Source organism: Myroides sp. C4067, assembly GCF_038039665.1.
GTDB classification, from domain to species: Bacteria; Bacteroidota; Bacteroidia; order Flavobacteriales; family Flavobacteriaceae; genus Flavobacterium; species Flavobacterium odoratimimum.
In genome coordinates, this window is record NZ_JBBPHJ010000006.1 from 171,729 (window position 1) to 191,513 (window position 19,785).

The window sequence follows — 19,785 nt, forward strand, 5'->3', positions numbered from 1 at the left end:
ACTTTAAAATATTGAGTTATGAATAGTATACATTGGCATACCAAAGTTTTTGATGAGTTGACAGTGAGTGAATTATATGATATTATGCGTTTACGTACAGATGTATTTGTGGTAGAACAAAACTGTCCTTATCCTGAATTAGATGGTAAGGATAAGAAATGTTTACACATTTATGCAACGAAGTTAGATCAAGTCGTTGCTTGCGCTCGTATTGTCCCTCCTGGGCTTAGTTATCCAGAAATAGCTATAGGAAGAGTAGCTGTCCACGCAGACTATCGCAAGGATGGTTATGGTCGTATCTTAATGCAATATGCTATAGATAAGATAGAAGAGGAGTTTGGAGCTCAAGATATTCAGATAGGTGCTCAGAGTTATTTGAAGAACTTTTATGGTTCATTTGGTTTTGAACCTTCTTCTGAAGAGTATTTAGAAGATGGTATTCCACATGTGGATATGATTAGAAAAGAATCAGAATATACTAAATAGATAAAATGCCTTAACAGGATGATGTTAAGGCATTTTTATTATACTTTTTTCTGTTTCCATTTACCTCGCCTAAATAAAATAAAGGCAAGAATAGCGATTACTAATTCGGCAGAAGGGATAGCGATAAATGCTCCTGTAGAACCCAAATTAAAATGATAAGTCATTAAATAAGCAAAAGGTATCTGAAATAACCAGAACCCTACAATATTTATTATTGTTGGGGTAACAGTATCTCCAGCTCCATTAAAGGCATTCATCAAGGTCATTCCTGCTCCATAAGCTATAAAACCAATAGCTCCTATATACATTGCTTCTTTAGCGACTGTTTTAATAGCTTCATCGGTTGTAAAGAAGGAAGCTAAAATTTCGGCCATACTAAAGAATATAATCGTGACAATAGCCATATAGAAGACATTGTATTTTAAAGTTGCAATCACTGATTTATATGCCCTGTCGGGATTGTTATCTCCTAAGTTTTGACCAACTAAAGTAGAAGCCGCATTGCTCAATCCCCATGCGGGAAGAATAAAAAATACAAGAAGGCGTAAACATGTCAAGAAACCTGACGAGCCTATTTCTCCTCCGCTTTGCGCTACTATGCGTGCAAGAATAACCCAACTACAAGTGGATATCATATACTGTACCATACCTGGTACTGCGATTTTAATGATATTCCAGGTCATATCCCATTGTATTTTGAAGTACTTTAGTTTTAACTGAATAAGAGAGTCTTTTTTAGACAGATAATACAACTGATACACTACCCCCATACTACGTCCTATAGCTGTAGAGTAAGCAGCTCCTTCTAATCCCATTTCTGGAAATATCCACCATCCTCTAACCATAATAGGGCATAGGATGATATTGATGATATTACCAAAACCAAGACTTTTCATGGCTATGGCCGCATTACCTGCGCCTCTAAATATTCCATTAATAAGGAATAAGAGCATGATGGATACACAGCTGACTAATAAGATTCTGGTATATCCGTATCCATATTCTGCTGAAGCTTCTGATGCTCCCATCCACAGTAACCAATCTTTTGCATAAATAAAACCAAGTATACTTAATACAATGGTGATTAATATTGAAAGTGTGATGGCTTGTGCTGCATTTTGCGCTGCCTTTTCTTTATCTTTTTCACCTATACGCCTTGCTACGATAGCTGTGGCAGCCATACTAATCCCTATACATATAGCGTAAATAATAGATAGTAGAGACTCTGTTAGCCCGACACTTTGTATAGCGTAGGCACTCTCTTTTAAATGACCAACAAAATATAAGTCAACTAAAGCAAACACTGACTCCATTAGCATCTCAAACATCATAGGAATAGCTAGTAGAAAAACAGCTTTATTAATAGACATATTCGTCAAGTCAAAGTTTTCATTAGAAAAGGATTGCTTGATTAAAGAAAATATATTGTTTTTTGATTTAAATGTTGTTGTTGACATATTTAATGAATTGCCTAAGGGTATTTAAGGACTCAAAGATAAGTTGATTATGTAATTAAGATATAGGTTAGTACCTTTTTTATTCCAATGGTATTTATAAATAGACTCTGTTATTTATGTTTTTTTTGTTTTTAAGTAATTGAAAATAAGTGTGTTATTTTGTTTTATATAATCATTTTATATTTAAACTATTTAAATAGTTGTAAAACTAAATAAATAGTTGTTAGTTTGGATAACTATTTATTAGTGATGATAAGTTAGTTTTTGTTGTTAATGATTTGAATATATTTATTGATTTTTGATTATTAGTGTTATATTTATTTAATATAGCCGTTCTGAAAATAATATAGATGTTAAATAATTTAAATCATAGTTAGTATAAACCATAAATAACTATAGAATATGATTAAAGCAATGTATGTATCAGTTGTAGCATTATGTAGTGTAACGTTAATTAATGCACAGGAGAAAATAGATGTAATGAGGTATGAGTATCAACTAACCTTACCAAGTACAAATGCTACTGGAGATGAAGAGGCATTACAGAGTAGCACTGAAATTGTTTATTTAGATATAAAAGGAAGCGAGTCTAGATGTGCTAGTGAGGGGGATATTAAAAGGGAAGAGACTTTGATGGAATATTCTACTGGGGCTAAGAAAGATGCTGATTTTGCTGTGCGTATGCAGGCTTTAAGCCAATTTAAGAGTAGAGTAAAATGGACAATATATAAAAATGGAGCAGAATTAAATACTTATGCTTCTTCAGGTATAGAGTCGTACAATGTAGGAGAAACTAATGATCTAGTGAAATGGAATATTTCTGGAGATATAGAAGATTATAATGGTATGAAAGTACAGAAAGCAATAGGAGAGTTGAGCGGACGTACTTGGACTGTGTGGTTTACTCAAGATATCCCATTGATAGACGGACCGTATAAGTTTAAGAATCTACCTGGATTTGTAGTCAAAGCAGAGGATAGTACAGGAGACTACAAGTTTGAGTTCTTAAAGAGTGAGAGAGCTACTACTGATTTTTGGTTATCAAATAGACAAGAGAAGGCGATGAAAATAGATAAGAAACAATGGGATAAGATTAGAAATATGAATGCTAATAAAAGTTTCTCTCAGATTATGAACGAAAGAGGAGGTACAGCTACTTTTAAAATGGTAGATGAAAAAGGGAAGGATATAACCGATGAGATGACTAAAAAGAAGATGGGAAAAGAAAGTAAGCCTATAGAGTTCTATTAGTATAAAGTGATTAAGTAATGAAGAAGTATTTATTTAGTATTACAGTTACTGTTTTAACTGTTTTAGGAGCAGTAGCTCAGGAGAAAATAGAGGTCATGAGATATGAGTATGAGGCAACGTTTAAACCATCTATTAAGTCAGACGAAATGTTTACAGAGTCTGTATTCTTAGATGTATGGGATACTTCTTCTCGTTTTTATTCTAAAGGATATGCTACTAGGGTAGAAAGCTTAGCTAATCCTAAGAATAGGGGGCTAATAGGTAAGTCTGTTAGTATGCCTAATGAACGAACTGAGTTTGAGGCAGTATTGGTAAAAGAAAGTAATAAGCTATTCTATTTACAGATGTTAACTGGTACATTACTTAAAATAGAAAGCCCACTTAATGAGGTCAAATGGAGTATTTCTGAGGATATAGAGGTGTATGAAGGGATGAAAGTACAGAAAGCAATAGGAGAATTAAATGGACGTATATGGACAGTATGGTTCACTTCTGAAATACCTATTATAGAAGGGCCTTATAAGTTTAAGAACCTGCCTGGGTTTGTAGTCAAAGCACAGGATGATAAAGCAGACTATACTTTTGAATTTAGAAAAAGTGAGAAAGCCCAAATATCAGTAGATTTCAACGAATACGAAATAGCAGGGCTTTACAAAACTACTGAGTTAATAAAGATAAGAGAGGTTAAAGCTAATATGACTATAAAACAAGGTTTGGCAGCTCAAAGAATAATTTTTGATGAACCTGATACAATAGAAAATCAACAGGAGATGAATCGAAAGAGGGGAGATGATACGAACTATCTTGAATGGTTAAAAAAGTAAGGTTATGAAGAAGTATTTATTTAGTATTACAGTTACTGTTTTAACTGTTTTAGGAGTAGTAGCTCAGGAGAAAATAGAGGTCATGCGATATGAATATGAGGCAACGTTTAAACCATCTATTAAGTCAGACGAAATGTTTACAGAGTCTGTATTCTTAGATGTATGGGATACTTCTTCACGTTTTTATTCTAAAGGATATGCTACTAGGGTAGAACGTTTAGCTAAAAAAGAGAATAGCGGACTAATAGGTAAGTCGTTTAGTATGGCTGGTGAACAGACACGGCTTGAAGCGGTATTAGTAAAGGAAGCTAATAAACTATTTTATGTACAGAATGTGAGTGGTACTATGTTGAAGATAGAAAGTCCAGTTAATCAGGTCAAATGGAATATAGATGATACTGTAGAGGAGTTTGAAGGTATGAAGGTACAGAAAGCTATAGGTGAACTGAATGGGCGTAATTGGACAGTATGGTTTACTTCTGAAATTCCTATCATAGAAGGGCCATATAAGTTTAAGAACTTGCCTGGATTTGTAGTCAAAGCACAGGATGATAAGGAAGATTATGTTTTTGAGTTCAGAAAGAGTGAGAAAGTAGAAATACCAGTAGACTTCAACGAATATAAACAGGCTGGATTGTATAAAACTAGTGAGTTAGTCAAGCTAAGAGAGGTTAAGGCGAATATGACAGTTAAGCAGAATTTAGATAGTCAAGGTATGATTGTTTATTTTGAAGATACTGTTGAGAATCAACAGATGTTAAATAAGAAAGTGGGAAATAGTAGTAATTACCTTGAATGGTTAAAAAAGTAAATTTATGAAGTATTTAATAGGATGTGTTGTACTATTTTTATTTTCTATTCATAGTATGGCTCAAGAGAAAAAAGACTTTATGCGTTATGAGTACTCATTGACTTTTAAGCCTTATGATGTAAAAGTAATGCCTGATAGTCTTCCTATTACAGAGAAGTTTTATCTAGATATAGACGGAGAAAACTCTATGTTCTATGATGAGTTTACTTACCAAGAATTTGTTGCTGACTTAGAAAAGGTAGAAATAGATATTCCAAATTCTCAAGTGCCTTGGATGGTTGCTAAAGACTCAGGGAACATTATTCTTTATGAGATGATTAATTCGTTAGAAGCTTATAAAGTAAAACAGCCTCTTAATCTTATTCAATGGACTATCTCAAGTGAGATAGAAGATTATCGCGGTATGAAAGTACAGAAGGCAACTGGAGAACTAAGTGGACGTAATTGGACAGTATGGTTTACTACTGAGATACCTATAATAGAAGGCCCTTATAAGTTTAAGAATCTGCCAGGTTTTGTAGTAAAAGCAGAGGATAAAAATAAAGACTATGTATTTGAGTTTACTGAGAGTATGAGAGTACATAATTACTGGATTGAATTAAAGGAATTAGATTTTTTCAAGGAAGTAACAGGTAAACAATTAAATCGATTAAAAACATTAAACGCCAATAAAACTTATATGCAACTCATGCAAGAAAGAGGGGGGAAGTTAATGAATGATGATAAAGAACCTTCTGATTTTATGACTAAGAAATTTGGCAAAGAGCCTAACCCTATAGAGCTTTATTAGTAATTAATCTAAACGACCTTATTAACGATGAAATATGTAATATATATACTTTTTTTTATGATAGTACTGCCTTTACAGGCACAAGTAGTTCTAAAGGGAAAAGTAAATGGTGAGAATAAACAAGCATTATCTAATGTCATTGTTTCTATACTTAATCCAGAGACTAATGCTGTAATAGCTTATGAGATGACGGATAGCAAAGGGACTTATCAGATACCTATCAAGTCTTCTCTAACAACACTAAAGATCAAGGCATCTATAGTGAACTACAGTGTATTTGAAAAAGTGATTGAGAATAAGTCTCAGGATATTCAAATTCAGTTAGTAGATGAGTTTACACAATTAGAAGAAATATTCGTTAAAGCTTCTCCTATTACTCAACACAATGATACTCTAGTATTTGATCTTAGCAAATTTGCAGGGAAGAATGATAGAGTACTAGAAGATGTGATAAAGAAGATGCCAGGAATGGAGGTGAAGAGTAATGGAGAAATAGAATATCAAGGTAAGCCTCTAAATAAGTTTTATGTAGAAGGGAAAGACTTGATGCAAGGAAGATATGGTGCTATTACTAAAGCCTTGCCTAATCTTCATGTTAGCAAGCTAGAGGTAATAGAAAACCATCAGCCGATTAAGATGCTAGAGGGAAAAGTACCTTCAGAGAGTCCTGCTATTAATATTAGATTAAAGAATAAAATAAGTTTAAGTGGTAGTGCTAAGATAGGAGTAGGTGGTGATCCCTTTTTATGGAATAGTACTATATCTCCGATGTTTTTTAGTAAAGGATTACAGTACTTAGTAAGTTATGATACTAATAATACAGGAGAAGACCTTACTAATAAATTTAGAGCATTTGGCTCTTTTGGTTCTTTTGATGTTTATAATTATACGAAGAGTACAGGCCAGGCGCTGTCTATGAGTACAACGTCTGCTCCTGGTATTGCTAAATCACGTTATTTAGACAATAGATCTCATTATGTTTCTGCTAACTTCTTAGTGAAGTTTACAGATAAGATAGAGATGAATACGAATGCTTTTTATAACAATGATGAGGTTAAGCAATCAGGAGCACAATCTACAGAGATTAGAAACTTAGACGCAAATGGCAATGTCAGTGATGTAATTAGATATAGTAGAAAAGATGAGAACAGATACTTTAAAGAAGCATTTAACTCTAAGTTTACGATTACGAAGAATACAAAAGACAATTACTTAAAAGATTATATAACGATTAATGTAAGTAGAAATAAAGAAAGAGGACTATTATTACAGAATAACGATCCTATTAATCAGAGTGTATTATCTCCTTCTTTTAGCTTACAGAATTCATTGAGTACCCTAGTACCAGTAGGTAGTAATAAGTTTGCTAACTTTAAGTCTATTATTGACTTTACAAGAGATAAACAAGATTATGATGTGGTAGCGAATGGCAATGTGAACTTCCCAGATCAAGATTTGAAGAAATACGATTTATTAAATCAGTCATTCTTAGACAATACTTTCTATACACAGAATGCTTTATCACTTTCGTGGAAGTACAGAAAGTGGACTTTTACAGAAGAGTATAGTTTATTGTATGAGAATAAGCGTTTTGAGACAGACTTATACGGATATAATACTCAGTCTGTTTGGCTAGGGGATAATTATCAGAATGATTTGACTTACAATAGATTTGTAAATCGTTTAAATTCTAGTGTTAATTTTAAGGGAGTGTCATGGGATATGACATTTACTGTGCCTATTATATGGTCATCTATGAAGTTAGATGATAAGTCTATAGATACGAAGACTACAAAGAATGCAGTAGATTTCTCACCATCATTATACCTGTCATATAAGATTAATAATATGTGGACATTAAGAGGAGGAAGTAACTTGAGTACTAGTTATACCCCTCTTGACCAACTGTACAGTCACTATATTTTTAGTGGACTAAACTTTACAGCATATAAGGCGAAGATAGAAGACACACAGAGTATTTTTTCTTGGTTTAGGTTTGAGTTTAAAAATCCTTTTAATGGAATATTCTTTAATGGGTCTTTAAATAATAACTACCAAGAGAGAAAGATTATATTATCACAGACAATTGATGAGAATGGACAGTCTGTTTTAGAAGCTTTAGAGCAAAAGAACATTTCAAATAATCAAAGTGCTAATATTAACCTAGGTAAGTTCTTTAGTGAGTATAGCTCTAATATTAAAGGAAGTTTCTCAGTTAATAAAGGTAAGTCAGAGATATTAGTAAATGAGTATCTAAGAGATGTGAATACCTATAACTATAATTATGGATTACAATTGACGAATAATTATTTTGATTGGTTAAACTTTACTTATGATTTTAATTATATGGAGACAGAGCGAAAGGATATGAAGCAGTCAACACATTCTTATGGCAACTCACATAATCTGCGTATAGACCTTATCCCTTTTAAATCACATAGTTTTATTTGGAAGCTAGATTATAAAGAAAATGTATTTAATAATCAGAAGTTTACTAATCGATTTATGGATGTTATGTACCGCTTTAAGTGGAATAAGAAGAAGATAGACTTTGACTTCGAGTGGAATAATATACTGAATACAAAAGAATACGAACAAGTAGTAATCAATAGTATACAGACATCAACAACTAACTTTAAACTAAGACCTTCACAATTCTTAGTATCAGTGCGATTTAATTTTTAAATAGAATATAAAAAAACCTCCAATCTTTAATAATTAAGATTGGAGGTTTTCTTTTGTGGTAAAGTGATATTATAAAAACTATTTATTGAAATTTTCTAAATCACGTACATTCTTTTGAACACTCACAGCAGCGAAAAGTGATAATAAATAAGAGATAGCATAGAACCCTTTCTCACTTAAAGTCATTTCTGCATTGATTAGCCCAATAGTTAGTAATGTTATACTTGCTAAGGTACCAATCCATCCTAATGTATAGAAAATAGGGGTAACAGGTACACCTTCTATCTTATCTCTTACACTCTTTTGTAAAGCAACTACTGCAAATAACCCAAATAAAATAAGGGTAAAGTAAAAACCTTTCTCACTTAATAAAATCTCTGCATTCCACAGACCTATACAATAACTAGTAATACCAAGTCCTAAAGCTATCCATGCAACTAATGTATATATCGCTGAAGGTTTAAATCTCTCTAGATTAATAGTGTCATTTTGTAAGTGTGCTCTATTAGTAGTACTAGATGACGTTGTATTTCTTGTTTCTGTTTTTTCTTCTTCTATCATATTTTTTGTATTAAAGAAGTAAATATATGTATAAATTTTTATAAAATTTAATATTGTATTTTTATTTTATTATGTATTGTGTTGTTTAATTGTTTGTTGTTTGTGCTTTTTATATGAATACTAATAAGGTTGTGTTGTTTTTAGTGATTGTCTTTATTGCTTTTTTATCTTTGTCAGATGTTAGAAATCCTTTACCAAGACGAGTATATAGTAGCGATTAATAAGCCACGTGATTTATTAGTACACAAATCTTTTATAGCAAGTGATATTCAGGAGTATGCTATTCAGATCTTAAGAGATCAGATAGGGCAGTATGTTTATCCAGTACATCGCTTAGACAGAAAGACATCAGGCGTATTATTGTTTGCTTTGGATAAAGAGATTCTAAAACAGCTTAATGATGACTTTGCTACCCGTAGTGTAGAGAAGAAGTATATCGCTATCGTGAGAGGATATACGATAGATGAAGAGACAATTGATTATGCTTTGACCAATGACAATGGTCAAGTACAAGAAGCAAAAACATATTACAAAACCTTGCAGAGAGTAGAGGTAGAAATGCCATTTGGTAAGCACTTGACTTCTCGTTATTCCTTGGTAGAAGCTTATCCTGAGACAGGAAGACAACACCAATTGCGCAAGCATTTTAAACATATCTTTCACCCTATTCTAGGGAGTCGCCCACATGGCTGTAATAAGCAGAATAAGCTTTGGCTTGACAGACATGGATTAGGAGCGATGTTATTACATGCTTTAGAACTGAAATTTACACACCCTGTTACAAAGGAAGTCATAGAACTTAGAGCAACTATCGATGAGCAGTATCGTAAGTATAACGCTGTACTGGACTTTGACTTAGAACAGTATTATTAGGTTGGCAGTTAACGGTGTATATTACGTCCACTACATAAAGTAAATACGCAATATCTTGCGTGTCACAGTAAATAAGATAATAGTGTTATAAAGACTCAAAGTCAGTAGACTTTGCGTAGCGAGAGTACAAACCATCCCAACATAAAGTAGAGATGCAATATCTTGCGTGTCACAGTAAATTAGATAATAGTGTTATAAAGGCTCAAAGTCAGGAGACTTTGCGCAGCGAGAGTACAAACCACCCCAACATAAAGTAGAGACGCATATCTTGCGTGTCACAGTAAATAAGATAATAGTGTTATAAAGCCTCAAAGTCAGGAGACTTTGTGCAACGAGATATTCTTCATCACACCTTGACACCATCACAAAAAAACGATTTCACGATTTCAAAAAGACACTACTCATATCTCAATGCTTCTACAGGATCTAGCTTAGCAGCTTTCATCGCAGGGTATAGCCCTGATATTATCGCAACAACGAAGGTAGTAGTAAAAGCAGCTATGATAGCTGTCCACGGCACTGTAAAACTAAAGCTCATGACTTGGGCTAAAGCATAAGCTGTCAGGATACCAAGTAAGGTGCCTAATAGCCCACCTAACTGACCGATGATGATTGTTTCAGTAAAGAACTGTATTGCTATTGTTTTCTTTTTAGCACCTAGAGATTTGCGAACACCTATCTCACGAGTACGTTCAGTGACAGATACGAGCATGATATTCATCAGTGCTATAGACGATCCTAGTATTGTGATTAGACCGATTACCCAGGCTGCTACATTCAGCATATTCACCTGTTTCATCATAGAGCGTATCAAATCATCACTGCGTTCGATACCAAAATTAGAAGGTTGAGCAGGAGTTAGTTTTCTGATATTTCTAAAGTCTATAGTAGCCTGATCTATGGCTTGATTAAGTAAGTTATCTTGTAATAGACCTATCTTGATATCATAATTACCATGTGCACTATTAAATATAGAACGAGCAATCTTTATCGGGATAAAGATTCGTTGGTCTTCATTTTGACCAAAAGTACTTCCTTGCTCTTTCAGCATCCCTATTATTCTAAATTTGTACCCTCGGATAGAGATAACCTGACTTATCGGATTCTGATCTTTAAACATCTTTTTAGAAAAGTCAGAACCGATAACACACACAAAGTGATCATTAGCAATATCAGTATAACTGAAGTTTCTACCCTCCGTGACAGTTAATCCACTATTGGATAAGTAGTTCTCATCACATCCGATAATAGGGATTTCAGGATCTGTTTTCATGAAGTCATTTTTGACTTCGATATTCGAGGCAGCGTTAAAAGACAGAGACACATTAGCGAAAGGAAACAAAAACTCTCTTTTAAATGCCTGTGCTTCACTATAGGTAATAACAGGATTAACTTTTTGTACAGACTTATTCTTAGCCATTCTGTCTGCGACATCGTATCTCAATATCGTAAATGTATTTGCTCCCATAGAGGCAAAGTCATCTAATATTGTATTGCGTAGAGCAGAGACTACAGCTAATATTCCTACTAATGCCCATATACCGATCGCTATGATAAACACAGTGATACAAGTACGGAGTATCTGACTCTTAATACTTGTCAAGGCGATTCTCATGTTTTCGATTCCGATTTTAAACATATAGTGGTAGGAGTAATTAATATAGTTGCTAGAAGTAAAAATACACAAAAAAAGTTTAAACCTCACAGTTATCCTCTTTTCTTAAAATAAGTGACAAATACTCATACTTACCCCTCTGATTCAATAGGAGGATTTTAAAAAAAGTAGTAGTTTTGTCTAATAATAATACATAAAAATTAATTAGAGATGGCAAAGAAACCTGGAATTCCAAAAGGTACAAGAGACTTTTCTCCAACAGAAGTAGCAAGAAGACAATACATCATGCAGACTATCCGACATGGATTTGAGAAATTTGGATTCCATCCCATCGAGACTCCTTCTTTCGAAAACCTTGATACACTACTTGGTAAGTATGGCGAAGAGGGTGATCGTTTAATTTTTAAGATTTTAAACTCAGGGGATTACTTAAGTAAAGTAGATGAGACTGCATTAGAGAGCAAGAATAGTTTAAAACTAACGAATCAAATCTCTGAGAAGGCATTGCGTTATGACTTGACTGTGCCTTTTGCTCGTTATGTAGTAATGCACCAGAATGAGTTAGACTTCCCTTTTAAACGTTACCAAATGCAGCCTGTATGGCGTGCAGACCGTCCACAGAAAGGTAGATATAGAGAGTTCTATCAGTGTGATGCTGATGTGATCGGATCTAAATCACTGTGGCAAGAGGTAGAGTTCGTTACACTATATGATAGAGTATTCACTGCATTAGGAGTAAATGGAGTAACTATAAAACTAAACAATAGAAAGATATTAGCAGGTATTGCTGAGGTGATTGATGCAAGTGATAAGTTAATTGACTTTACTGTAGCTCTTGATAAACTAGATAAGATAGGGGAAGATGGAGTAAAAGCAGAAATGATCGAAAAAGGTATTGCTGCAGAGTCTATTGAAAAAGTAAAAGCATTGTTTAACTTCACAGGTACTTTTGAAGAGAAATTAGCGAAACTACGTGTAATGTTAGCTTCATCAGAAGAAGGATTAAAAGGAGTAGAAGAGTTAGCATTCGTAGGAAGAGAAGTAGCGCTTATCGGGCTACAGACAGCGAAATTAAACTTAGATGTGACTTTAGCTAGAGGACTTAATTACTATACAGGAGCGATCTTTGAGATTGGAGCACCTGAGACAGTACAGCTTGGTTCTATAGGTGGAGGTGGTCGTTATGATGACCTTACAGGTATCTTCGGGCTTAAAGATATGAGCGGGGTAGGTATTTCATTCGGTTTAGACCGTATCTATTTAGTGATGGAAGAGTTAAATCTATTCCCAGAGACAGTAAGTGCATCTTCTAAAGCGATGTTCTTAAATATGGGAGAAGAAGAGATGAGCTATGGAGTACAAGCAGTGATGAAGCTAAGAGATGCTGGTATCCGTACAGAAGTTTACCCTGATAAAGCTAAAGTAGGTAAGCAATTCCAGTTCGCAGATAAGAAAGGAATTCCTTATGCAGTGTTAGTAGGATCTCAAGAAATGGCAGATCAGAAATATACACTAAAGGAATTAGCATCAGGTGAGCAGGAGGTATTATCATTAGAAGAGCTGATTGCTAAATTAAAATAACGAATAGTTTATTTTGAAATATAGAAGGTATGTGTTTACTTACACATACCTTTTTTTATGCCTATGAAGAAGAAGCTAAGAACACTAAGAGTAGATAACTCGGAGTACCTATATAGTATAGGAGGTACTTATATCGCTGATACAGAGGAGAGCATTTTCATTATGCGCATCTTTGTAGATAAGTATAGTAAGTATGCTTTATTCGTCCACTTCCGTGTGTTAGATGATTATTATGTAGGTAATCCACTTAATCATGGTGTGCTATTATATAATACAGCGTTAGAAAAAGAAATAGTAGTGAATTTAAATCGACCATTATTTATCCGTTTAGCCTTAGATTATGGATTAGAACAAGGGTGGAGGCCAACAAAAGAAAGACTAGAGTTAGATGGTTTAGATCTATTAGTACAGCATGGTTATCAGATCGATAAGCTATTAAAAAAGACTTATAGCAAATAAGGTGATAATACTCATCTTTTAATTGTTGTAATTCCGTAATTTTAAACTTGCAATACATTAATAATATTTCAATAAGATATGGGAAGTAAAAAACTAGGTAATAACCCGAAGATGATGATGTTTAGATTGTTATTTGAACAGAAGCCATCTATAGACCTACAAGCAGTATTAGAAGAATTAAAACAAGTGTTTCCTAATGTAACCTTTGCAAAAGAGGCTAATGTGTTTACTTTCCCTGATTGTGAAGTAGAGTTCGAAGAGGGTATTGTGCCTGCGCAGTGTGTCGTGATGCATGCAGAGGATGACAGTGTTAAGAAGATTGACCAGAAATATACAGAACAGAATTGGCATTGGGAAGAGGGAGCAGAGGTATTGAAGAATTGTCAATATGAAGTGTTAGTGACTGATTTTTTGAGTAGAAGTTTAGAGCCTCGCATACGTATTGTATTAATGCAGCAGATGCTTTTTGCGATGGCTAAAGTAGCTCAGCCTACTATCATTGTTTCTGAGCACGGTGAGAAGTTGATTGATCCAGAAGTATTTATGAGAGACTGTCTAGATCCTAACTACGTTGCATTAGACTTAATGATCAATGTTCGTTTATATAATGTGAATCAGCCAGAGTATGGAAGTTTGTTAATGGATACAGTAGGGTTACATGCGTTAGGTATTTCTGATTTTCAGTTTTTCTTTGATGATGATACGATAGTGAATGAGGTAGCAGGTCGTCTATGGGACTATGCTTATTATTTAATGGAAGCAGGGGATGTCATAGAAGATGGAAATACAATAGAAGGGTTTGAGCCAGGAAGCAAATGGACTTGTCATAAGGAGTTCTCTTCGTCTCAACCTAGAAGAACAGTGATCAATGTAGTGATGAGTTAGTCAGAAAAGTAGACACTTACAATAGAATATATATAATTGAACCCTGAGGAGTAATAGTTTTTAAAAGATTATTGCTCCTTTTTTGTTTACACAGAGGAGTAGTATGATAGAGAGATCCTAGGTATTATAGTACATTGAGGACTAAACTTGTTTTTTTATGAATAAATAGTAGGCGATATAGAGGAATCTATAATAGATAGTATTTATGATAAATAGTACCTATGATAGAATAAAATCTATCATTAGTAAAGACTGACTTGCCGTTGAGTGGTATAATATATTTGTGATGTAAAGAAAAAATCTAAACAACAAATATTAATTTTATGCTTAAACGTAGTTTTTTGATATCTGCATTAGTAGTATCATCATTTATTCAAGCTCAAGTTTTGACTACGAATACAGGTAGCCCTGTAGGAAGTAATCAACATTCTAAAACCATTGGTAATAATGGACAAGTATTATTAGAAGACATCCATTTAATAGAGAAGTTAGCTGCTTTTGACAGAGAGCGTATTCCTGAGAGAGTAGTACACGCTCGTGGAGCTGGAGCTTTCGGAGAGTTTGTAGCGAGTGCTGATTTTTCGGATGTGACGATGGCAGACTTTTTATCACAAGCAGGTAAGACAACGCCTGTGATGGTACGATTCTCTACTGTGACACATCAGCAAGGATCACCAGAGACGTATAGAGACCCACGTGGTTTTGCGGTAAAGTTCTATACAGAGCAAGGTAACTATGACTTAGTCGGAAATAACCTTCCGGTATTCTTTATCAGAGATGCGATTAAGTTCCCTGATATGGTACACGCTTTTAAACCGTCTCCTTTGACTAATGGGGCATCAGATCCGAATAGAGTATTTGACTTCTTTTCTAATTTGCCAGAATCTACTCATATGTTTACTTGGCTGTTCTCTGATTATGGTATACCAGCTAACTTTAGACAGATGGAAGGGAATGGAGTACACGCGTATAAATGGGTGAATGATAAAGGAGAAGTAACGTATGTAAAGTATAAATGGGTACCTCGTCAGGAGATTAAAAACCTGACACAAGAAGAGGCTAACGCTATCCAAGCAACTTCAGTAGAGCATGCGACTTTAGACTTATATCACGCAATAGATAGAGGTGATTATCCTATCTGGGACTTATATGTACAGATGTTAAAGAGAGAAGACTTTGATGCCTTAGACTTTAATCCTGTAGATGTAACGAAGATTTGGCCAGCTGAGATAGCGAAGTCTGTAAAAGTAGGTACAATGACATTAAAGGCTAATCCTACGAACTACTTCCAACAGGTAGAACAAGCTGCCTTTGCACCTAGTACATTAGTGCCTGGTATAGAGCCTTCTGAGGATAAACTGTTACAAGGAAGATTATTCTCTTATGCAGATACACAACGTCACCGTTTAACAGGGAATTTCCAACAAATACCTGTTAATGCACCTAAGAATACAGCGACTACTTATAACCAGAATGGGTATATGTCTACACGTGTACAGTCTGGTGATGTGAACTATCAGCCATCTACTAATAAACCTGAAGTAGTAGATAATGCTAAGTTTATGTACTCTAAGTCTGAGTTCTTTAAACCTGTTAGTACTACACAGCATGTGATAGATAAGGAGAATAACTTTAAACAAGCTGGTGATCTATATCGCTCGTTCTCTAAAAAAGACCAAGATAATTTAATCAAGAATTTGAGTGGAGCATTTAAGACGATTAAGAATAAGGTGATTGTACATAAGATGATTGCTTATTTTTATCAAGCTGATAAAGAATATGGTACGCGCTTATTAAAAGCAGTAGATATGAAACTAGATGAGATAAAACCTTATTTAGCTCAATAATAGATATAGTATAAACAAGGATTCAGCATAGATACATTATCTACTCTATATGGCCCCACATCATATTTTATCAAGAGTATAGAAGAACAGATTTAGGTACAAGCTTATATTTTTATATTATTTACTTTCTACCATTGTTCTGTACCTAGATTTGCTTCTATGGATATGTATTTGTGTTGAATCTATTTTTAGTGTTAGTGATGAAACAATGGATGATAGTAGGACTGTTGTTATGTAGTGTTCAGATTAGTTTTGGACAAGATATATTTACAGCCGCAAGAGAGAATAATACAGAGGAGGTAAAGCAGTTGGTCAGTCAAAAGATAGATTTAAATCAAGTCAATGATCGTTCTTTTACTCCCTTAACGATAGCAGTGTATAACGATAGTAAGGAGGTAGTGAAGGTACTACTAGAAGCAGGAGTAGACCTAGAGAAACAAGATGCTATGGGCAATACAGCCTTGATAGGAGCTGTGTTTAAAAAGAATTTGACTTTGGTTAATTGGTTATTAGAGTCAGGTGCAGATGTCAATAGAAGGAATAGTAATGATGCTAATCCTCTTATTTTTGCAGTAACTTTTGGGACTACTGATATTGTAGGTGCTTTACTAAAGGCAGGTGCAGATAAGACAGTAAAAGATAATAGAGGAAAGACAGCATTAGACCATGCCGTATTACAAGATAATAAAGAGATGATCTCACTCTTACAGTAAAGAATAAGGATCTAAATATAAGCGAACAATTACTTTTTAAATAGTAGAAAAGTAATTGTTCGCTTTTTTATTTTTAGTTGTATTTTTATCATTCGTATTAGAATAAAAAAAGTAAGGAGATATGGAAGTGAGTAGTGTTGATTTTCAAAGTTTTATAGATAATTATTCTTCGTCTGATAGTGAGTGGTTAGCCCTAGATTGGAACGGAAAGTATGGAGCTAAGTTTAAAGATGATAATTACCTTTTTAGAATTCAGATAGCAGAGTTAGTTTGTCAGCAATTAGATACTGTAGATTTGCCTCTATTAAGAGAGTTATTTATCCATATCGGGACAGCGTCTAAACTTAATTTTTCAGTGTATAATAAGTTTCATTTATTAGCACAGACTTTATTAGAAAGAGGAGGGAAAGAGTATTTATTTGATTATCTATGTGCAGCTCATATTTCTTTTGATACTTTTTTGAGTACAGCTAATATAGAATTGAGTCAAGAGAGAATAGAAGAATTATTAGTGCACTTCGATTATTTAAAAGAAACGGAGTCAGATCTAGAAGTACAGAAACTACTGTCAGAGCATATGCGTGATAGATTAGAAAGATTAAAAAAGAAAATAAAAATATGAAAAGAATATTAGCAGTTTTATTCCTAGTGATGGGATTAAGTGGGTATAGTCAGGAGAGTAATCTGTCTGATGCTTCGGTAGAACGAATAAAATCCTTAATCACTTTGTTTGAGAATGAAGATAGAGAAGGTATTGCCAAGAGAATAGTCTATCCTTTGAAGCGAGAATACCCTTTGCCACCAGTGACTTCCGAGTTCGAATTTGTGAGTCGTTTTGAAGAGTTTTTTGTACCCGAGTTTTCAGCTAAGATAGCGAACTCTGTAATAGAAGAATACAGTCATATGGGATGGCGCGGTATTATGTTTGACTTGGGTAGAATGTGGCTGACAGAGAGCGGAGATATTTATCGCATTATCGATCAGACTGAGCTAGAGAAGAAGATAAGAGAAGAAATGATTCAGGCAGATAAGAAGAGATTGCACAGAAGTGTGAATAAGTTCTTAGAACCATATGCTATTATTAAAACAGGACAGGATATCTGGCGTATAGATAGAAAAGATGAGAAAGTAATGCGCTTAACAATATGGAACGACGGTAAGCTAGTATCTGATGTCCCTGACCTGATTCTAGAAGGAACTGAAGATATACAAGGTACAATGGGTAATAGAGTATTGTATTTTAAAGATAAAAAAGCGAATAACATGATCACGATCTTAATGGATAATCCTGAGTCAGAAGTAGCACATGAAGTAACTATCATTACAATAGATAGTGAAGGAAATGAAGTAAGCCTAAAAGGACAATCTGATAATTAGATCCTAAACCATCTAATATAATGAAGCTGTAACAGAGATGTTACAGCTTTTTTTGTTCTGTAGTATTAGCTTTATAGTAAACTAAGTTTAGTCTAATAGCAGATATTTCGATATTGTTTATGGTTTAAGTAGGTATTGCCTCCGTTTTTTTACTTGATTTAACGGACACACTACGGACTCATAACGGACTCACTACGGACTCACCTCAACTCATTTTAAGAGGAGATAGGAAGCAGAGTAGTGTAAAATAGGTATAAAGATTACAATAAATTAGCCTAGTTATATTACAAGTGTAATATAATTATAGCAAGGAAGTAATAATATAAATAAGTAGTCCTACTAGTCCTCCCACTAGAGTACCGTTGATACGGATATACTGTAAGTCTTTACCTACTTCTAGTTCTAGTTTATCACTTAGTTCGCGACCATCCCAGCTATCTACAGTATTTCTGATTAGTTGCCCTACTTCTTTTGTGTTTTTAAGAGCTACTTTATAGATGGTGTGTTGTATCCACTTATTGATCTTGATTTTATTCTCTTCGTTATTCTCTAAGTCTAGGGCTATTTTAGACAGGCTATTAGAGATGTACTTGCGCAGTACTGAGTTATTGTCCTCTAGTTGTACGAGTAGATTTTCCTTCGTAGAGCACCATAGATCTTGCATATACGTATGAATAGTATCATCAGTAATGAATTGACCTATGATTTCATCAAACTTAGCTTTCCACATAGGAGAAGCTTCTATATCTACAGCGAGCATTTCTAACCTTAGGGTAATCTCTTTTCTTATTTTGTGATGAGGGTCTTTTTCTATATCACTTAAGAAGGTATTGATACCACTGATAAGTTGATTCGTCACCGCTTTACCTCCGATAAGCCCTAAGATAGGTTTTTTCTCTACGACATTGTCATATATTTCTTGGCGGTGTTCTTCTACATAGAGTTGTGCCTTAGGCAAGATAATATCTAATAATCTGTTGTGTTCATTCTTTTCGATAGCATAGGTGACTCCTTGTGATACAAAGCTTTGAATATTAATAGCCGCGATGCCTTCTTTCGCTTTTGAAGTCATCAGTGCGATGATTGTTTCATCTTCTAGTTCAGCGAGTATTCGTTTGGCAAGTGAAGTAATCTCATGCTCTAAAATGATTTGATTATTAGGTTTGTTTAACCAAGTAGAAATCATATTCGCTAAATCAACTTTCTCCACATAAGGTCTGATATTCTCTGACGTCAAGAAGTTATCTGTGACAAAGTCTCCTAGGTTATCTCCAATCTTGTTTTTGCTATTGACAATAAGATTAGTATGCGGAATGGGCATGCCCATCGGATGTCTAAAAAGAGCTGTCACTGCAAACCAGTCTGCTAGTGCCCCGACCATCGCAGCTTCTGAGAATGCCTTGACATATCCCATCCACGAAGCAGGTGAATGTCTGATGGCATATACCATAGAGATATAGAGGATAGCCATAAGTATAAATAGACCAGTAGCTATGCGTTTATGCTTTTGTAACTGTTTTTTCTTTTCATTCATAGTGCTGTATTTATAGCTAATGTAATGAAAAAAGAG

The 19,785-nt window shown here is 34.3% G+C and carries 18 protein-coding genes; 14 read left to right on the top strand and 4 right to left on the bottom strand.

Annotated elements, in window-relative coordinates; all coding sequences use genetic code 11:
- Positions 1–18 precede the first annotated feature (18 nt).
- Positions 19–486, top strand: coding sequence for a GNAT family N-acetyltransferase (locus AABL87_RS06485; protein WP_006263063.1), 468 nt, complete (start codon positions 19–21; stop codon positions 484–486).
- Between the two features lie 38 nt (positions 487–524).
- On the opposite strand, the gene AABL87_RS06490 is transcribed toward AABL87_RS06485, so the two are convergent.
- Entirely contained in the window at positions 525–1,943 is a 1,419-nt protein-coding gene (locus tag AABL87_RS06490) for an MATE family efflux transporter (RefSeq protein ID WP_341277097.1), read from the bottom strand.
- Positions 1,944–2,345: 402 nt separating this feature from the next.
- On the opposite strand from AABL87_RS06490, the gene AABL87_RS06495 reads away from it, so the two are divergent.
- The 5 genes from AABL87_RS06495 to AABL87_RS06515 are packed head-to-tail and all read left to right on the top strand — an operon-like array spanning position 2,346 to position 8,304.
- Complete coding sequence (locus tag AABL87_RS06495) at positions 2,346–3,194, top strand: GLPGLI family protein (protein WP_006263065.1); 849 nt, start codon at positions 2,346–2,348, stop codon at positions 3,192–3,194.
- 17 nt (positions 3,195–3,211) lie between these two features.
- Complete coding sequence (locus tag AABL87_RS06500; RefSeq protein ID WP_006266510.1) at positions 3,212–4,018, top strand: GLPGLI family protein; 807 nt, start codon at positions 3,212–3,214, stop codon at positions 4,016–4,018.
- Positions 4,019–4,022: 4 nt separating this feature from the next.
- Entirely contained in the window at positions 4,023–4,829 is an 807-nt protein-coding gene (locus AABL87_RS06505) for a GLPGLI family protein (protein WP_006263067.1), read from the top strand.
- Between the two features lie 4 nt (positions 4,830–4,833).
- Positions 4,834–5,619: a GLPGLI family protein gene (locus AABL87_RS06510; protein WP_225581518.1), complete on the top strand. Its 786-nt coding sequence runs from the start codon at positions 4,834–4,836 to the stop codon at positions 5,617–5,619.
- Between the two features lie 57 nt (positions 5,620–5,676).
- Positions 5,677–8,304, top strand: coding sequence for a hypothetical protein (locus AABL87_RS06515; RefSeq protein ID WP_286393616.1), 2,628 nt, complete (start codon positions 5,677–5,679; stop codon positions 8,302–8,304).
- 78 nt (positions 8,305–8,382) lie between these two features.
- Here the strand turns inward: AABL87_RS06515 and yiaA are convergent, their stop codons facing one another.
- Positions 8,383–8,865, bottom strand: a complete 483-nt coding sequence (yiaA, locus tag AABL87_RS06520; RefSeq protein ID WP_006256943.1) for an inner membrane protein YiaA — start codon at positions 8,863–8,865, stop codon at positions 8,383–8,385.
- Between the two features lie 177 nt (positions 8,866–9,042).
- Between yiaA and AABL87_RS06525 the strand changes: the two genes are divergently transcribed.
- Positions 9,043–9,738 (top strand): pseudouridine synthase, encoded by a 696-nt coding sequence (locus AABL87_RS06525; protein WP_006256942.1) that lies wholly within the window; start codon positions 9,043–9,045, stop codon positions 9,736–9,738.
- A gap of 397 nt (positions 9,739–10,135) precedes the next feature.
- Here AABL87_RS06525 and AABL87_RS06530 read toward each other — a convergent pair whose 3' ends face one another.
- Entirely contained in the window at positions 10,136–11,377 is a 1,242-nt protein-coding gene (locus AABL87_RS06530) for an ABC transporter permease (protein WP_341277098.1), read from the bottom strand.
- A gap of 186 nt (positions 11,378–11,563) precedes the next feature.
- On the opposite strand from AABL87_RS06530, the gene hisS reads away from it, so the two are divergent.
- The 7 genes from hisS to AABL87_RS06565 all read left to right on the top strand — a co-directional run bounded on the left by hisS (position 11,564) and on the right by AABL87_RS06565 (position 18,215).
- Positions 11,564–12,934 carry a histidine--tRNA ligase gene (gene hisS, locus AABL87_RS06535; protein WP_006266513.1) on the top strand — a complete coding sequence of 457 codons (1,371 nt, stop codon included), beginning with the start codon at positions 11,564–11,566 and terminating at the stop codon, positions 12,932–12,934.
- Positions 12,935–12,997: 63 nt separating this feature from the next.
- Positions 12,998–13,393 (top strand): hypothetical protein, encoded by a 396-nt coding sequence (locus tag AABL87_RS06540; protein ID WP_230493112.1) that lies wholly within the window; start codon positions 12,998–13,000, stop codon positions 13,391–13,393.
- A 78-nt stretch (positions 13,394–13,471) separates the two neighbouring features.
- Positions 13,472–14,278, top strand: coding sequence for a DUF4261 domain-containing protein (locus AABL87_RS06545; protein ID WP_006256938.1), 807 nt, complete (start codon positions 13,472–13,474; stop codon positions 14,276–14,278).
- A 323-nt stretch (positions 14,279–14,601) separates the two neighbouring features.
- The gene (locus AABL87_RS06550; RefSeq protein ID WP_006266515.1) at positions 14,602–16,125 is read left to right on the top strand and encodes a catalase; all 1,524 of its coding nucleotides are present in this window, start codon (positions 14,602–14,604) and stop codon (positions 16,123–16,125) included.
- 200 nt (positions 16,126–16,325) lie between these two features.
- Positions 16,326–16,838, top strand: coding sequence for an ankyrin repeat domain-containing protein (locus AABL87_RS06555; RefSeq protein ID WP_341277099.1), 513 nt, complete (start codon positions 16,326–16,328; stop codon positions 16,836–16,838).
- Positions 16,839–16,959: 121 nt separating this feature from the next.
- On the top strand, positions 16,960–17,460 hold the full coding sequence (locus AABL87_RS06560) for a hypothetical protein (RefSeq protein WP_006263077.1): 501 nt from the start codon (positions 16,960–16,962) through the stop codon (positions 17,458–17,460).
- Positions 17,457–18,215, top strand: a complete 759-nt coding sequence (locus AABL87_RS06565; RefSeq protein WP_341277100.1) for a hypothetical protein — start codon at positions 17,457–17,459, stop codon at positions 18,213–18,215. Before AABL87_RS06560 ends, AABL87_RS06565 begins: the two co-directional genes overlap by 4 nt.
- 301 nt (positions 18,216–18,516) lie before the next feature.
- Here the strand turns inward: AABL87_RS06565 and AABL87_RS06570 are convergent, their stop codons facing one another.
- A complete protein-coding gene (locus AABL87_RS06570) occupies positions 18,517–19,749 on the bottom strand; it encodes a DUF445 domain-containing protein (protein ID WP_016649777.1) in 1,233 nt (410 codons plus the stop codon).
- Between the last annotated feature and the right edge of the window lie 36 nt (positions 19,750–19,785).

What these genes read in the sequence shown, in the direction of transcription:
- AABL87_RS06485 (WP_006263063.1), top strand. Translation starts at nt 19, where the DNA reads ATGAATAGTATACATTGGCATACCAAAGTTTTTGATGAGTTGACAGTG.
- AABL87_RS06490 (WP_341277097.1), bottom strand. Translation starts at nt 1,943, where the DNA reads ATGTCAACAACAACATTTAAATCAAAAAACAATATATTTTCTTTAATC.
- AABL87_RS06495 (WP_006263065.1), top strand. Translation starts at nt 2,346, where the DNA reads ATGATTAAAGCAATGTATGTATCAGTTGTAGCATTATGTAGTGTAACG.
- AABL87_RS06500 (WP_006266510.1), top strand. Translation starts at nt 3,212, where the DNA reads ATGAAGAAGTATTTATTTAGTATTACAGTTACTGTTTTAACTGTTTTA.
- AABL87_RS06505 (WP_006263067.1), top strand. Translation starts at nt 4,023, where the DNA reads ATGAAGAAGTATTTATTTAGTATTACAGTTACTGTTTTAACTGTTTTA.
- AABL87_RS06510 (WP_225581518.1), top strand. Translation starts at nt 4,834, where the DNA reads ATGAAGTATTTAATAGGATGTGTTGTACTATTTTTATTTTCTATTCAT.
- AABL87_RS06515 (WP_286393616.1), top strand. Translation starts at nt 5,677, where the DNA reads ATGATAGTACTGCCTTTACAGGCACAAGTAGTTCTAAAGGGAAAAGTA.
- yiaA (WP_006256943.1), bottom strand. Translation starts at nt 8,865, where the DNA reads ATGATAGAAGAAGAAAAAACAGAAACAAGAAATACAACGTCATCTAGT.
- AABL87_RS06525 (WP_006256942.1), top strand. Translation starts at nt 9,043, where the DNA reads ATGTTAGAAATCCTTTACCAAGACGAGTATATAGTAGCGATTAATAAG.
- AABL87_RS06530 (WP_341277098.1), bottom strand. Translation starts at nt 11,377, where the DNA reads ATGTTTAAAATCGGAATCGAAAACATGAGAATCGCCTTGACAAGTATT.
- hisS (WP_006266513.1), top strand. Translation starts at nt 11,564, where the DNA reads ATGGCAAAGAAACCTGGAATTCCAAAAGGTACAAGAGACTTTTCTCCA.
- AABL87_RS06540 (WP_230493112.1), top strand. Translation starts at nt 12,998, where the DNA reads ATGAAGAAGAAGCTAAGAACACTAAGAGTAGATAACTCGGAGTACCTA.
- AABL87_RS06545 (WP_006256938.1), top strand. Translation starts at nt 13,472, where the DNA reads ATGGGAAGTAAAAAACTAGGTAATAACCCGAAGATGATGATGTTTAGA.
- AABL87_RS06550 (WP_006266515.1), top strand. Translation starts at nt 14,602, where the DNA reads ATGCTTAAACGTAGTTTTTTGATATCTGCATTAGTAGTATCATCATTT.
- AABL87_RS06555 (WP_341277099.1), top strand. Translation starts at nt 16,326, where the DNA reads ATGAAACAATGGATGATAGTAGGACTGTTGTTATGTAGTGTTCAGATT.
- AABL87_RS06560 (WP_006263077.1), top strand. Translation starts at nt 16,960, where the DNA reads ATGGAAGTGAGTAGTGTTGATTTTCAAAGTTTTATAGATAATTATTCT.
- AABL87_RS06565 (WP_341277100.1), top strand. Translation starts at nt 17,457, where the DNA reads ATGAAAAGAATATTAGCAGTTTTATTCCTAGTGATGGGATTAAGTGGG.
- AABL87_RS06570 (WP_016649777.1), bottom strand. Translation starts at nt 19,749, where the DNA reads ATGAATGAAAAGAAAAAACAGTTACAAAAGCATAAACGCATAGCTACT.